Annotated in this window: 11 protein-coding genes; 5 read left to right on the top strand and 6 right to left on the bottom strand. The window is 61.1% G+C overall.

Annotated elements, in window-relative coordinates:
* Positions 1 to 14: 14 nt before the first annotated feature.
* Positions 15 to 1,007 carry a transglutaminase family protein gene (locus BM400_RS05870; protein ID WP_089837505.1) on the top strand — a complete coding sequence of 331 codons (993 nt, stop codon included), beginning with the start codon at positions 15 to 17 and terminating at the stop codon, positions 1,005 to 1,007.
* Positions 1,008 to 1,169: 162 nt separating this feature from the next.
* Here BM400_RS05870 and BM400_RS05865 read toward each other — a convergent pair whose 3' ends face one another.
* From BM400_RS05865 to rpmI, 5 genes are all read right to left on the bottom strand, one after another.
* On the bottom strand, positions 1,170 to 4,469 hold the full coding sequence (locus BM400_RS05865) for a TonB-dependent receptor (RefSeq protein WP_245781706.1): 3,300 nt from the start codon (positions 4,467 to 4,469) through the stop codon (positions 1,170 to 1,172).
* 375 nt (positions 4,470 to 4,844) lie between these two features.
* Positions 4,845 to 5,609 (bottom strand): SDR family oxidoreductase, encoded by a 765-nt coding sequence (locus tag BM400_RS05860; RefSeq protein ID WP_089837501.1) that lies wholly within the window; start codon positions 5,607 to 5,609, stop codon positions 4,845 to 4,847.
* Complete coding sequence (locus BM400_RS05855; RefSeq protein WP_089837499.1) at positions 5,606 to 6,964, bottom strand: FAD-binding oxidoreductase; 1,359 nt, start codon at positions 6,962 to 6,964, stop codon at positions 5,606 to 5,608. The genes BM400_RS05860 and BM400_RS05855 overlap by 4 nt, the downstream gene beginning before the upstream one ends.
* A gap of 83 nt (positions 6,965 to 7,047) precedes the next feature.
* Complete coding sequence (gene rplT / locus BM400_RS05850; protein WP_089837497.1) at positions 7,048 to 7,431, bottom strand: 50S ribosomal protein L20; 384 nt, start codon at positions 7,429 to 7,431, stop codon at positions 7,048 to 7,050.
* 185 nt (positions 7,432 to 7,616) lie between these two features.
* A complete protein-coding gene (gene rpmI, locus BM400_RS05845; RefSeq protein ID WP_089837495.1) occupies positions 7,617 to 7,814 on the bottom strand; it encodes a 50S ribosomal protein L35 in 198 nt (65 codons plus the stop codon).
* Between the two features lie 272 nt (positions 7,815 to 8,086).
* Here rpmI and gyrB point away from each other — a divergent pair, with 272 nt between their 5' ends.
* Genes gyrB through BM400_RS05830 form a run of 3 tightly spaced genes read left to right on the top strand, consistent with a single transcriptional unit; the run spans position 8,087 to position 13,755 of the window.
* On the top strand, positions 8,087 to 10,741 hold the full coding sequence (gyrB, locus tag BM400_RS05840; RefSeq protein ID WP_089837492.1) for a DNA topoisomerase (ATP-hydrolyzing) subunit B: 2,655 nt from the start codon (positions 8,087 to 8,089) through the stop codon (positions 10,739 to 10,741).
* Positions 10,742 to 10,794: 53 nt separating this feature from the next.
* Positions 10,795 to 11,796 (top strand): MBL fold metallo-hydrolase, encoded by a 1,002-nt coding sequence (locus BM400_RS05835; protein ID WP_217644081.1) that lies wholly within the window; start codon positions 10,795 to 10,797, stop codon positions 11,794 to 11,796.
* Positions 11,797 to 11,847: 51 nt separating this feature from the next.
* Positions 11,848 to 13,755 (top strand): amidase, encoded by a 1,908-nt coding sequence (locus tag BM400_RS05830; RefSeq protein ID WP_089837488.1) that lies wholly within the window; start codon positions 11,848 to 11,850, stop codon positions 13,753 to 13,755.
* A 37-nt stretch (positions 13,756 to 13,792) separates the two neighbouring features.
* Here the strand turns inward: BM400_RS05830 and BM400_RS05825 are convergent, their stop codons facing one another.
* Entirely contained in the window at positions 13,793 to 14,545 is a 753-nt protein-coding gene (locus BM400_RS05825) for an SDR family oxidoreductase (protein WP_089837485.1), read from the bottom strand.
* 36 nt (positions 14,546 to 14,581) lie between these two features.
* On the opposite strand from BM400_RS05825, the gene BM400_RS05820 reads away from it, so the two are divergent.
* Positions 14,582 to 15,376: an ATP-binding cassette domain-containing protein gene (locus tag BM400_RS05820; protein WP_089837484.1), complete on the top strand. Its 795-nt coding sequence runs from the start codon at positions 14,582 to 14,584 to the stop codon at positions 15,374 to 15,376.
* The last annotated feature ends 3 nt before the right edge of the window (positions 15,377 to 15,379 follow it).

Raw genomic sequence — 15,379 nt, 5'->3', positions numbered from 1 at the left:
AACAGGAGGGTGTCATGTACTACTCGATACGGCATTTGACGAAGTTCCTGTACTCGAACATGGTGAGCGAGAGCATGATGGAGACGCGGATGCATCCGCGGAGCGACCAGAACCAGCGCTGCCTGACGTTTCACCTGTCGGTGAGTCCGCGATGTCGCGTGTTCAGCTATCGGGATCATCTGTCGAACCATGTACACCACTTCGATATTCCTGGGCAGCATGGGCAATTGGTGATTGTGGCGGAGTCGCTTGTGGAGGTGCAACCTTCGGTGGCGATTCCCTGGTTCCTTGCTCCCGGAGCGTGGGAAGAGCTGGATGCGATGGTTGAGCAGGGCGACTACTGGGAGATGTTGTTTCCGAGCGAGTTTACGGAGCCTACGCCGGCGCTCGATGAACTGGCACAGCATTTCGATGTGCGGCGCAAGGACGATCCGCTGATGTGCCTGCATGAGCTGAACCGGCAGATCTATGAGTATTTCGACTATGTGCCGAAGTCGACGAAGGTGGATTCGCCGATCGACGTGGCGCTGAACAGCCGGAAGGGCGTGTGCCAGGACTTTGCGCATGTGATGCTGACGCTGGTGCGGTCGAAGCTGAGGATTCCGTGCCGGTATGTGAGCGGGTATCTTTTCCATGGCGGTGGGAATGACCGGAGCTCGCACTCGGCGACACATGCCTGGGTGGAAGCGCTGATTCCGCAACTGGGGTGGGTCGGGTTCGATCCGACGAACCATTTAGTGGCGGGAGACCGGCATATCCGGACGGCGATTGGACGGGATTATGCGGATGTTCCCCCGACGCACGGGATGTTCCGGGGACGGGCCAAGAGCGAGTTGAGCGTCGCGGTTCGGGTTACGCCCTCGGTCGGGACACCGTCGCTGGACCAGGAGATGCCGGTGCCGGAGGATTGGTCGATCCTGGTGGAGAAGGCACAGGCGTTGCCGGAACAGCCGCCACCGCCTTCGCGGCAGCAGCAGATGGCGCAACAGCAGCAACAGGTGGACTAGCTTCGAAGCCGGACCGAAGAGAGGCGAAGAGTTAAAAGCGGGATAGGAAAAGGCGACGGCCTGACCTATCCCGCTTTTGTTGCTCGCGTTCTATGGAGGCTATCGCAAACAAGAAGAGGCACCCCGATGGGGTGCCTCTTCTTGTTTTGCTGCGGTTTGAGGTTAGAACTGGATCTTTGCCCACAGGAACATCTGGCGACCTGCATCCTCGAGACCATTCTTACGATTGAGGAAGTTGCCGGTACCGATGTCAGTGACCCTTGAATCCAGATAACCGATATTGTTGTGGTTCGCGATGTTCTGCACCTCGGCGCGGAGAACCAGCTTGCCCCGCTCCAAGTGGAGATAGGACAGTCCGACACCCTTCTCGAGAGCCAGATCATTGTTCATGCTGCCCGGGTTGGAGTAGCTGTTGCGACCAATCTCCTGGCTCAGGTACTGGTTGTTTGGACCGTACGGGATGAGGAAGTGGACGTTCGACGGATTGACGACGACGAGATTGCCGACGGGACCGTTTACAGTGGCGAGATCGTAGTACGTTCCCGTGGTGCCGCCGACAAATGCGCCGTCGATGCCACCGCTTTCGAGAGGAGCGTTCTTGTTGCTGACAATCGCGCGGTCGTTCGTGGAGCTTCCGTCACCGTTGATATCGATCCCGTAGGTGCCGAAGTTCCCGTAGATACCGCTCTGGAAGCGGCTGGTTCCCGAGACGGTCCAGTGGCGAGTCAGAAGGCCGAGGGCCGCGTTGCCAATTGCATTGGTGGTGTGCAGGCCGACAGGCGACCACACGTAGGAGATGACTGCATAGTGGCGGTGATCATACGCCGAAGGACCGTAGTCCTGGCGACGACCGCCGGGTGCCAGGTTTGCGGTGTAGGAGGTGTCAGACCCATCAGGCGTGAAGATCTCCGAACCGTCGTCCAGGGTCTTGCTGTAGGTGTAGTTGGCGCGGATCTGGAAGCCGTGGGAGAAGAGGTGAGCGCCTTCAACCTGGAGGCTGTTGTAGTTCGAGTCCGCGAAGTTGCCACGGGCGACGATGGCACCGTAGTTGGGATTGAGACGCTTTCCGGTCAGTCCCGAGAAGTAGTTGTACTGCTGATTGGCGAAGAGCTTGTTCGAACGCGATCCCACGTAACGGATGGCGAGGAAGATGTTGGCCGGGAACTGGTGCTCGACACCCAGGTTGTACTGATAGGTGACGGGGTTGACCATGTTCGTGACCACGCTCGTCACCGATGAGGTGAGGGTGAGGTTGGCAGGAATGGTGGATACAAGGCTGGTTGCATTCGCGAGACCGGCACCCGTCGTGGAGGTGAGTGTTCCGGTAGGCGCGTTGGGGGCACTCTGCGCTGCATTGGTGACGAAGTTGCTGAAGTCGCTATCGTAGAAGATACCGAAGCCGCCACGGATGACCGACTTGCCGTCTGCGAACAAACCACCGGCATGGGGCGCGTAGGCAAAGCCGAAGCGAGGCGAGACGTTGTTCTTATCATTCTTGATTTTGTTGACCGTTGCGGTGGCGGGCTGTCCGACCGCTGTCGGGGCAACAAGAATTCCAAGAGGGTTGGTGGGATCGATACCGGGGTACTGCAGCGAGTTCTCCGGGTTGGTGAGGTAGTCGTAGCGGATGCCGATGTTGACGGTCAGGTCAGCATTCAGCTTGATGTCGTCCTGCGCGAAGAAGCCTGAGCGCCAGCCGTGCGGATCGATACGGGTCGGGCCAAAGGTCCTTGTCGCCGTTCCGGAAGGTCCAAGCTGGTTCTGGAGGAAGTTGCCCAGCGCGGAGATGTAGCTGACTCCATTTGCGTTCGTGCCGCCTTTGGCGAAGGTAAGGGTACCCTTGGCGTTCTGCGAGACAAGATCCTTCTCCAGCTGGCGTCCGATATCGAAGCCGATGCGGAGCGACTGACGTCCCTTCGTCCAGCCGACAGTGTCCTGGAGCTGATACAAGTCTTCGCCACGGCCCTGGGGGAAGTTCTGGTTCGGTCCCAAGGAGGGGAGCCCAGAGATGTTGATCGTCTGAAGGGCAAAGAGCGGGTTCGCCTGGGTCGCTGCGGTAGGAGCGAACGCAAAGCTCAGACGCGTCTCAGCTACACGGAACTCGTTGATGACGTTCGGTCCAAAGATGTGCGTCCAGTAGCCTGCTCCAAGCTCAGCGGGACCACCCTGCTGGGTATCGAAGCCCGCAAGTGCGGAACCGTTGTTCTGGAAGTCGGGGCTGAAGGAGGAGCGATCATGCAGGTAGCGGAAACCAACGCTGTCCTTCTCCCAGGGCTTGTAGTCGACCCGGTAGGTCCACTGGGTGTCGGGGTTGCTGGTGCTTGCATTCGGGCGCTGGAAGGTGTTGGTCGTGATGATGCAACCGGTGGTGGGGCAGCCGTTCTGGGGACCGACGTTGGTCGTGACCACGGTGCGGCCGGCAACCTGGTTGTAGGTCGTCAGATAGCTGCCATTGCTGAGGTACTGGCTCAGCAACGCAACCTGGGGACCGCCAATCTTCTGCAGCGTGGCATAACCAGATGCATCGGGGAGTTGAAGGAGGTTCGCGGTCTGGCTTCCGTAGTAGCGCTGCAGTTCAAGGCCACCGAAGACAAAGAGCTTATCTTTGAAGATCGGTCCGCCTGCGGTGAAGCCGTAGGTGTGGGTGTTGAAACGCGCCTTCGGGTTATCGGATCCGCGCTCCTGGCCACCAAGAGCATTGATACCCGAGCCCGCGTAACGCTCATAGACCGAACCATGGTAGGCGTTCGTTCCTTGCTTGGTGACGAGGTTGACGACCGCACCGCCGGCGCGACCGTATTCTGCGGACGCAGCACTCGTCAAGACGGCAACCGACTCGAAGGAGTCCGGGATGGTGGGCTGGAAGGCCTGACCGCCGATACCTACGTCGTTGATCTCCTGGCTGTCGAGGAGGAAGTTGTTGGCGCGGGGACGTGCACCGTTGACCTGAAGGCCCTGTCCGTTTGAAAAGCCGCTGTTGCTGACGACCTGAGCGCCGGGGACGGTCGTGGCCAGCTCATACGGGTTCAGCGAAAAGATAGGAAGCTTGGCGAGATCTGTAGAATTCACGAGACCGGTTAGCTGGCCGTTCTCGGTGTTGATCGAGATGGAGTCTGCTTCGACGCTGACCACATCGTTTGCTCCGCCGATGGAGAGCTTCATATCGTAGGTGGTGACCTGCGACGGCGAAACGATGACGTTTGCAGCCGAATAGCCTGCGAAGCCCGTCTGAGAGGCGGTCACGGTGTAGTTCTCTGGATCGAGAGCTTCAATGCGGTAGCTTCCATCGCCCTTGGTGGTGATGGTGCGGACGGCGCCGTCGGAGTTACCAACGATCTTTACGGTCGCGTTGGGGATAACGGCACCCGAAGAATCGCGAACGACACCAACGAGAATTCCCTTACTGGTCTGGCCATAGGCGCTTCCCGCGGAAAGCGCGAGAGCGGCTGTCAAAATGGCCACCGATGTAAATTTTCTAAAGTCCATGTCTTGTTGCTCCTAGTTATCGACTATCGCTTCTTTATTCCAGAGAACAGCTTTGGCAAGTCACTCTGACGGATTCAATGAAACGGTGGAGTGCAGCTCGGGAGCGCACACTGGAAGACTGAGAGCACGTTATGCGCCAAACCTGGAACTAAAAAAATATGGGGGTTTCGTAAGCTTTCGTTTGTTTTTCAGCGTCTATGCCACGCAAACATTCTATGAATTTCTGGATAAATCCACGTATTGCAATAATCCCCTTCGGATTGCTCTATGGAAATCGTTGAAAATAACATACCCCGCTGGGAGCGGGGTATGGGGGGAGGGCATCGTCTTTGAAAATGTGCGCCGAGGGTCTCAGAGATTGAGTTTTTTGAAGATGCGGTCTGGTATGTTGCGGATAACAAACATGATCGGTTGCCACTGGAACGGGACGTACAGGTTGTCCTTTTTCGCCGCGATGGCGCCGGCGATGGTTTTGGCGGTCTGATTGACGTCGGCGAACTTCTCCGCGCCCTTCATGGTGGCGGTCATCGCGGTCTTGATGGGGCCGGGCTTGATCGTCAGGACGGTGACGCCCTCGCGGTCGATGCGGTTGCGGAGGCCGGCGAGGAAGGCGGTGAGGCCGGCCTTCGACGATCCATATAAGTAGTTGGACTTGCGGCCACGGTCTCCGGCCACCGAGGAGATAACGGCAAGGACACCGGACTTGCGCTGGACGCAGTAGTTCGCGAGCCAGGTGAGGAGCGAGACCGGCGAGACGAAGTTGGTGTGGATGATCTGGGCGGCGGTGGCGAAGTCCTGCTCGGCGGCGGTCTGATCTCCGAGGATGCCGTGGGCGAGGTAGGCGATGTCCATACCGGCCAGCGAGTTGATGGCGTGGGCGAGGAGCGCGGGGTGTTGGTCGGTGTCGTCGAGGTCGGCGACGGCGGTGCCAATATAGGAGGCTCCGCGCACCTTGAGATCGGCGGCTACGGCGGCGAGCTTTTCCTCGTTGCGGGCGACGAGGAAGAGGGCTGCGCCCTCCGCGGCCCAGAGGCGGCAGGTGGCTTCGGCGATACCGGAGGTGGCTCCGAGGACGAGGATCTTCTTGGGGGTGGAGGTCTGGATCGCGGTACTCATAGGGTGGGGGTCTCTCCGGTGACGCGCTCCCAGTAGGAGGAGGTGAAGGCGGGGTCACGGTAGCGGGCGAAGTTCTGCCAGTTGGGGTAGAAGGCACGGAACTGCTCGGGGGTCATGCAGGCGTCCTTGGCGGAGTAGAGTCGGCCGCCGTAGTCGCGGGTCATGTCGCCGAGGCGCTGCATGAGGGGAAAACTGATGTTGTCCTTGATGGGGAAGTCGAGGGCGAACATGATGCCGGGGGTGGGGAAGCTCATCATGCCGAGCGATGGGATGTCGCCGAAGGCCTTGAGGACGGCGAGGAAGCTGGCGAGACCGGACTTGGCGATCTCCTTGAGGATGGCGACGGTTCCCTCGACGGCGCCTTCCCAGGGGATGGCGTACTGGAACTGGAGGAGGCCGTTTTTGCCGTAGCCGCGATTCCAGTGCAGAACCTTGTCGAGCGGGTAAAAGAAGGGCTCGTAGTCCTGCTTGGTGACGACGTGGGACTTGATCTGTTTGTGAAAGAACGCGGTGTTGAACATCGAAACCGTCGTTTTGTTGAGGAGGAAGCCGGGCAGGTCGAAGGGGACGGCGAGCTTGGGCTCGGGGGTCTGGGGCAGCGGGCCGGGCTCCTTGGTGTGGTCGCCGACCATCATGACGCCACGCGCGAAGTTCTTGCCGGTGGAGACGCAGTCGACCCAGGAGACGGTGTATTCGACGTGCTTGTACTTCTCCTTGAGCGCGAGGAACTCGTCGATGCCGTGGTACTGGATGCCCTCGTAGTCGATGAGGCGGGAGACGATGGGCTTCATCCGGAGCTGGGCCCAGGTGATGAGGCCGGTAAGGCCCATGCCGCCGATGGTGGCGGCGTAGAAGTCGGGGTTCTCGGTGGCGGAGCAGAGGCGGCGGGAGCCGTCGGAGCGGACGAGCTCGAAACACGGGACGTGATTGCCGAAAGAGCCGGCCAGCTCGTGGTTTTTGCCGTGGATGTCGTTGGCGATGGCGCCGCCGAGCGTGACGTATTTGGTGCCGGGGGTGACGGGCAGGAAGAAGCCGCGGGGGACGGCGAAGTCGAGGATCTGGGCGAGGGTGATGCCGGACTCGGCGGTGAGGATGCCGGTCTCGGGGTCGAAGGCGAGGAGGCGATCCATGCCGGTGGTCAGGAGGAGGTTGCCGTCCTTGAGGAGGCCGACGTCGCCGTAGCTGCGTCCCATGCCGGCGGGGATGACTCCGTTGTGGAGGCCGCGGATGTTGTTGGGAAAGTCGTTCTGCCAGGCGAGGGGGATGATGCGGGCAGAGTACTTGGGATAGCGTCCCCAGGATTCGAAGGTCGCGGAGGCCTCGGCGGGAGCATCGCTGGATCTGGAGGTTGGCATACTTGCAGGATAACTGATGGATGGGCAAGAAAAAAGAATCGGCACGACCGAAGTCGTGCCGATTCTGTGAAATTACGCGAGGACTACGCTGCGGTCTTGACCTTGGGCTGAGCCTTGGGAGCTGCCTTGGCCTGGGCGACGAGGGCGGCGAAGCCTGCGGCGTCATTGGCGGCGATGTCGGCGAGGATCTTGCGATCGAGGCCGTTGCCCGCGCGCTTGAGGCCGGAGATGAAGACGGAGTAGCTGATGCCGTTGAGGCGGCAGGCTGCATTGATACGGACGATCCAGAGAGCGCGGTACTGGCGCTTCTTCTGCTTACGTCCGGTGTAGGCGAACTTGAGTCCGCGCTCGACGGCTTCCTGAGCGGCCTGGTAGAGCTTGGATTTCGTGAGGAAGTAACCACTGGCGCGCTTGAGGATCTTTTTACGGCGATCGCTGCGCTTTGTACTCCGTTTGACACGGGGCATGACACGTCTCCTTTTGCGTAGTTCGTTGAGCGGCTGGAGGTAAGGGTGGCCTCTTCACGCGCTGTGCAGATCCAGATCTCGGTGGGCTTCGCTTTGGCTCACCCAGGGGCCTTGTTCGCAATTTCCGGCCCTTTGCTCCTTTCGGAGCGGCTCGATCTGAAAAACTCTATTGGATGCCCATCGCTTTACGCGTAGGGGAGCATCCGGGCGACCTTTGGGTTATCCGCCACCGAGATGAGGGCTCCGCCGCCGAGCTTGCGCTTGGTCTTGGTGGCCTTCGAGGTGAGGATATGGCGCATCTTGGACTGGCCGCGCTTGAACTTGCCGCTGGCAGTCTTCTTGAAGCGCTTGGCCGCGCCACTGTGTGTCTTCAACTTTGGCATGGTGTTCCTGACGAAAAGACGCGATTGATGCAAAGCACGTACACGACGTGGCTCTACAACGTCTTTCAGTGTAGCAGACCTTGGTTCCGAGGGCCAGAAGCGGCTCTGTGCGGCGTGTACGCGCGGGTCTGATCCGGGTATAATTAGGGTATCTCAAAGCCGCGTAAACCGCTGGTTTTAGCGCAGTTTGGCAGGCTTGGGACCGATCTAATTTTCGCCCCCGCCGAAGACTCTTTTTCTGAGCTTTGGCGGCTATCAAGAACTGGAGATCTATGGCATCGTCGCCCGTCGCTTCCGAATTCCCTGAAGATCCGAACACCCCTATCGTTCCCGAGGCCCCCAAGCAGGGTGGCGGTTACTCCGCCGAAAACATTACGGTTCTGGAAGGCCTGGCTGCGGTTCGGCTGCGTCCGGCGATGTATATCGGATCGACCGGCGAGCAGGGTTTGCATCACCTGGTGTACGAGGTGGTCGACAACTCGGTGGACGAGGCGCTGGGTGGACACGCGACCCGAATCGATGTGACGATCCATGTCGACAACTCGATTACGGTGACCGACGACGGGCGCGGCATTCCGGTGGATGACAAGGTCATCAACGGGGAGCGGATGCCGGCGGTCCAGGTCGTGCTGACGATGCTGCATGCGGGCGGCAAGTTCGATGCTTCGAACTATAAGGTTTCGGGAGGATTGCATGGCGTCGGCGTGAGCTGCGTCAATGCCCTGTCGGAAGAGTTCGATGTCGAGATCTGGCGCGATGACTTTGCGTGGGAGCAGGACTATTCCAAGGGCGCGCCGATTTCGAAGCTGCGCAAGATGGGTCCAACCAAGCGCAAGGGGACCAAGGTTCACTTCCTGCCGGACAAGAGCATCTTTACCGTGACGGAGTTTAGCTGGGACATCCTGGCGCAGCGGCTGCGTGAACTCGCCTTCCTGAACAAGGGTCTGGAGATCTCACTGACGGACGAGCGGACGACCGACGCCAAGACGGGCGATGCGAAGACGCAGCTCTTCAAGTACGCGGGCGGCATTGCGGAGTTCATCAAGCACATCAACAAGGGCAAGCAGGTGCTGCACGATAAGCCGATCTACATGGAGGCCGAGCGGGATAACGTGGCCATGGAGATTGCGCTGCAGTATAACGACGCCTACTCCGAGACCGTGTTTACGTTTGCGAACAACATCAATACGGTGGACGGCGGGACGCATCTTTCGGGATTCAAGACGGCGCTGACCCGCACGATCAATGCGGCTGGGCAGTCGCTCGGCCTGTTCAAGGATGTGAAGGAGAACCTTTCGGGCGATGACGTCCGTGAAGGCCTCGTGGTGGTGATCTCGGTGAAGCTGTCGCAGCCTCAGTTTGAGGGCCAGACGAAGGGCAAGCTGAACTCCGATATCGGCGGCACGGTGCAGCAGTTTGTGAACGAGCGGCTGGGTGGGTTCCTGGAACAGAACCCGCAGGTGGCGAAGAGGATTATCAACAAGGCGATCGATGCGGCGCGTGCGCGCGAGGCAGCGCGTAAGGCGCGCGATCTTACACGGCGCAAGGGTGCGCTGGATGGCGGCGGGTTGCCGGGCAAGCTGGCGGACTGCTCCGAGCGACAGCCGGATCGCTGCGAACTGTACCTGGTTGAGGGTGAATCGGCCGGCGGTACGGCGAAGCAGGGACGCGATCGGCGGTTCCAGGCGATTCTTCCTTTGAAGGGTAAGATCCTGAACGTCGAGAAGGCTCGCTACGACAAGATGCTGGGTCACGAAGAAATTCGGGCCATGATTACGGCGCTGGGATGCGGCATTGGAAAAGACGATTTCGACGCTTCGAAGCTGCGGTACGGCAAGCTGATCCTGATGACGGATGCCGACGTCGACGGATCGCACATTCGGACGCTGCTGCTGACGTTCTTCTTCCGGCATATGACGGAGCTGATCAAGCGTGGCCACGTCTATATCGCACAACCGCCTCTGTTCCGCATCAAGAAGGGCAAGTTCGAGCAGTACATCAAGGACGAGCGGGCCTACGTCGATGTGATGGTGAAGCGCGCCTCGGACGGGATGGTGCTGACGTATGGCGAGCATGCCGCGCAGCTTACCGGCGCCGACCTGACCAGCTATATCCAGAACCTGAAGGACTATCTCGACTACCAGGACAAGGTGGTGAAGAGGTTGAGGAACGAGACGGCTCTGGTGGAGTTCATCAAGCTGTTTGCGCATGAGGGCTCGACGCCCGCGGTGCGCGCGGACTTCCAGACGCCGGACAAGCTGAACGAGATGCGCGAGAAGCTGCTTGGCATGGAGAAGGAGTTCCAGTTCCGCGCGGTGGGCGAGCCGGAGATGGATCTCGAACACCAGACGTGGTCGATCAGCTTTACGGATTCGCAGGGCGCGGTGCGCAGGATTGACTGGGCGATGGCGAATGCCGCGGAGACGCGTCTGCTGCTGGCGAAGTATGCGCAGATCAAAGACAAGCTGGAGGCTCCGTTCCTGATCTCGTATGCGGCCAAGACGGCGGCTGCGGTGGCCCAGGAGGCGATCGACGATGCCGAGGAGGCTGCGGCGGAAGAGGGCGTGCTGGGCGAGCCGGTGGTGGTCGCCGCCGATGCGGTGCAGGAGACGAAGGCTCCGAAGCGGTCGAAGAGGGTGAACACCGATCCGGTGGAGAAGAAGACGGTGCGCGAGGTGTTCGAATACGTGATCGAGCAGGGCAAGAAGGAGTACGACGTGCAGCGCTACAAGGGGCTGGGCGAGATGACGGCTCCGCAGCTCTGGGAGACGACGATGGATCCGGAGAAGCGGACGCTGGTGCAGGTGAAGCTTGAGGATATTGCGGGCTGCGAAGAGATCTTCACCACGCTGATGGGTGAAGATGTCGAGAGCCGCAGGAAGTTCATTGAAGAAAATGCTTTGGATGTGAAGAACCTGGATATTTAGGGTTCAGCGAAACAGGGCAGAAAGAATGAAGGAGGCCATCCGGGAGGTTTCGGGTGGCCTCCTTCTTTGCTTTGGGTCAGTGCAATAATGCGGGGATGAATGGGCAGAGATTGAAGAGCGGGATGGGACGGCGGCAGTTTCTTGCGGCGGGTGCGGCTGCGGGTGTTGGGATGATGACCGGATTGGCGCAGACGGCTGTGAGTCCGCGGGCGCGAACCAGGTTGATTCTGCTGGGGACTGGGGGTGGACCGACGCCGAAGAAAGGACGGTCGGCGAGTGCACAGGTGATTGTGGTGGGTGGGGATTCGTACGTCGTGGACTGCGGGAATGGTGTGGCGCGGCAGATGGTGGCTGCGGGTTTGAAGCTGGGGTCGATTCGGGATGTTTTTCTGACGCATCACCACTCGGACCACAACGCGGACTATGGAAATCTGCTTCTGCTGGCTTGGGCGACGGATCTGGCCCATCGAGTGGATACCTACGGTCCGCCCCCGCTGAAGCGGATGACGGAGTTGTTTCTGGAGATGAATGACGTCGACATCAGGACGCGTGCGGTGGATGAGGGGCGTCCGCCACTGGCTCCGCTGATCCGTGCGCATGAGGTTACCCAAGCAGGGGTCGTGATGCAGGACGAGAACGTGAAGGTGACGGCGGCAGTGGTCAGGCATCCTCCGCTGGACCCAGCCTTTGCCTACCGGTTCGATACCGCGGGACGGTCCATCGTGATCTCCGGGGATACGGCACCTTCTGAAAACCTGGTGAAGCTGGCGCAGGGCGCGGATGTGCTGGTGCATGAGGTGATGTATCTGCCGGCGATCGAAAAGCTGATTGCGACGGAGCCGAATGCGGTGCGGTTGAAGGAGCATCTGCTAGCGAGCCATACGACAACGGAGCAGGTGGGAAAGATTGCGACGGAGGCGAAGGTCAAAACGCTGGTCCTGTCGCACCTGGTGCCGGGCGGCTATCCGTTTGTGGAGGACAAGGTGTGGCTGGAGTCGGTGCGGCCTTACTTTGCCGGGGAGATTGTAGTCGGACGGGATTTGCTGGAGATCTAAGAGCCACAAAGGGCATGTGGCGAGAGCGATGCTCGGTGCAATAATGCGTTCATGACTGATATCCCAGCTTCCCTTCCCTCCTCCTCTTCGACGCGGCGACGTTTTCTTGCGGCTTGTTCGGCGGCTGGTCTGGGGTCGACGATGCTGCCCGGCGTGCTCCTGACGCTGGCTACGCAGGCCTCTGCCCAAAGCGAGAAGCCGGCCAAGATTACGCCGGCGATGATCGATGCGGCGGGGGTGATCGCGGGGATCACGATTGCGGAGGAGCAGAAGGCCGCGATGCTGGAGATGCTGGAAGGCCAGCGGGAGAGCGTGCAGGCGATTCGGGATCTGCATATGCCGAACTCTGTGTCGCCGGCGATGGTGTTCGATCCGGTGCCGGGTGGGATGGTGCTCGATACGGCGAAGAAGCCGGTGACGATGAGTGCGGCGCCTCCTGTGAAAGAACTTGCGGGGCAGGTTGCGGCGGGGCTGGCGGGCGAGTCGGATGGACTGGCGTTTGCTACCGTCCGGGAGCTGGCGGAGCTGGTGCGGACGAAGAAGGTCAATTCGGTGGGGCTGACGAAGATGTATTTGGCGCGGCTGAAGAAGTTCGACCCGATGCTGCATTTCTTGATTACGGCGACCGATGAACGGGCTTTGGCGCAGGCAGCGGCGGCGGACAAGGAGATTGCGGCGGGGAACTATCGGGGGGCTCTGCATGGGATTCCGTGGGGCGCGAAGGATCTGCTGGCGGTGAAGGGGTACAGGACGACGTGGGGTGCGGCTGGGTTTGAGGAGCAGACGTTCGATTATGACGCCGAAGTGGTGAAGAGGCTGGATGCGGCGGGGGCAGTGTTGATCGCGAAGCTGACGATGGGTGCGCTGGCGCAGGGGGATCTTTGGTTTGGGGGAAGGACGCGAAATCCGTGGAATGTGAAGCAGGGGTCGAGCGGATCGTCGGCGGGGAGCGCGAGCGCGGTGTCGGCGGGGTGCGTGGGGTTTGGGATTGGGACGGAGACTTTGGGGTCGATCTCCAGCCCGAGCACGCGGTGTGGCGTGACGGGGCTGCGGCCGAGCTATGGGCTGGTGCCGAGGACGGGCGCGATGGCGCTGACGTGGTCGATGGACAAGATCGGGCCCATCTGCCGGTCGGTGGAGGACTGCGCGCTGGTGCTGGGGGCGATCTACGGCCCGGATGGGCATGACCTTTCGGTGAAGCCGGCGGCGTTCAACTGGGACGCGGGGTTCGACTGGAAGGCGCTGCGGGTGGGGTATTTCAAACCGGCGTTTGAGGCGCAGCCTCCGTTGCAGATTCCGCGGGCTCCAAGTGGACCGGGGCCGGAGCTGGAGGCGTACAACGCGCGCGTAGCACGCAGGCGGAAGGCGCGGGAGCAGGAGACGTACGATGCCCGCTTCAACACGGCCGCGCTCGATACGCTGAGGGCGATGGGGGTGAAGCTGATTCCGGTGGAGATGCCGAAGTTCCCGTTTGGCGCGATGGTTCCTGTGCTGGAGGCGGAGGCCGCGGCGGCATTCGACGAGTTGACCCGATCGGGGCGGGACAAGCTGTTGACCGGGCAAACGCCGGGGGATTGGCCGAATCAGTTCCGGGTGGCGCGGTTCTATTCAGCGGTCGACTACGTGCAGGCGATGCGAGCGAGGACGCTTGCGATTGCGGCGATGTCTCAGTTGTTCGAGACGGTGGATGTGATTGTGACGCCCTCGGGCGGGGACCAGCTTACGGCGACGAATCTGACGGGGCAGCCGGCGGTGATTGTGCCGAATGGCGTACGGGGCGAGGATGCTCCGAAGCCGATCAATGAGGGGGATGGGAGTCCGCAGAACCAGGGCGGGCCGGGGACCCCGGTGAGTATTACGTTTCTGGGTGGGCTTTATCAGGACGCGAAGGTAGCGGCTCTGGCGCGGGCTTACCAGGAGGCGACTGGGTTCCACAGGGTACATCCGAAGCTGGTATGAAGAAGGTAGTGTCTCCTGCGGCCTGCGAGTCTCCTGGCTATCTTTTCGGAGGCTCGCCCATGTGGCGGACCGTCATCTGGACGATGCGAACGTTGGCGGGTTGGCGGCAGGCGAAGACGATGGTCTCGGCGAACTCGGCGGGGTTCATCATCCAGGAGTTGCGCACGTAGTCTTCGGTGCGTCCCTTGCCTACGGCGAACTCTGTTTTGACGCCTCCGGGGCAGATGGTTTCGACCTTGATGCCGTGGGGACGGAGCTCGGCCTCCAGGGCCTGCCCGAAGCCGACCTGCGCGAACTTCGTGGCGGAGTAGACGGCCTCGTTCGCGTAACCCTGCAGGCCGGCGATCGATGAGATGAGGACGAGGGTGCCGGACTGTTGCGCGATCATGGACGGTGCGGTGTGGCGCGCGAAGAGGAAGGTGCTCTTCATGTTCGAGTCCATGAGGTGGTCGTACTCTTCGACGGTGGTGTCGACGAGCTGCTTGTAGTTGCCGGCTCCGGCGTTGTTGATGAGGATGTCGATGCGGTTGAACGTGGCGAGGGCGAGAGCTACGGTTGCCACGGCGACGGCGTTTTCGGCGGCGTCTCCGGCATGGAAGACGGCTTGCGCGCCGAGGGCTTCGATCTCAGCCACGAGAGCTTCGAGGCGCTCTGCGCGCCGTGCGGTGAGGACGAGGTTGGCTCCCTGGCGGGCGAAGGCGAGGGCGGTGTACCAGCCGATGCCGGCCGAGGCTCCGGTGATGAGGACGGTCTTGCCGGATAGGCTCTGGAGGGTGTGGGGCTGGGACATGGGGGCTCCTGATTTTGTCGATAGTAGCATTGGGAGATGGCGTTGCTGGTAGAAGCGGAAGGACTGGTGAAGGAGTACCCGACCGATCGCGGCGTTGCGCGCGTGGTGGATGGCGTATCGCTCTCGATTGCGAAGGGCGAGACGCTGGGGCTGGTGGGCGAGTCGGGGTCGGGCAAGAGCACCGTGGCACGGATGATGCTGCGGCTGATTGAACCGACTGCGGGCTCGGTGCGATTCGACGGGGTGGATGTGTTGGCGGCGAACGCCGGTGCGCTGCGGGCGATGCGGCGGCGGATGCAGATTGTGTTTCAGGATCCGTATGCGGCGTTGAACCCGCGGATGCGCGTGGCGCAGATTCTCGCGGAGCCGTTTGCGATCCACGGCGAGACGCCTGCGGGAGGCGTGGAGGCTCGACTGCGGGAGTTGCTGGATGCCGTGGGGCTGGAGACGGCGGCACTGCGGCGATATCCGCACGAGTTCAGCGGAGGGCAACGGCAGAGGATCAATATTGCGCGGGCGCTGGCATTGCGCCCTGAGCTGCTGGTGCTGGATGAGCCGGTGAGCGCGCTGGATGTGAGCGTGGGAGCGCAGGTGGTGAATCTGCTGAAGGATCTGCAAGGGGAGTATGGGCTGACGTATCTGTTTATCTCGCACTCCATGCCGCTGGTGCGGTATCTGTGCGGCAGGGTTGCGGTGATGCAGAAGGGACGCCTGGTGGAGCTGGGGGATGTGGGGCAGGTGTGCGGGGCTCCGCGGGATGAATATACGCAGCGGCTGATTGCTGCGACACCAACGATGCCGGGTGAGGCTGGGGCCGGGTCGCTACAATAGAAA

This window comes from Granulicella pectinivorans (assembly GCF_900114625.1).
In the GTDB taxonomy this organism is placed as follows: domain Bacteria; phylum Acidobacteriota; class Terriglobia; order Terriglobales; family Acidobacteriaceae; genus Edaphobacter; species Edaphobacter pectinivorans.
This window is presented reverse-complemented; position numbering and strand designations above follow the sequence as displayed.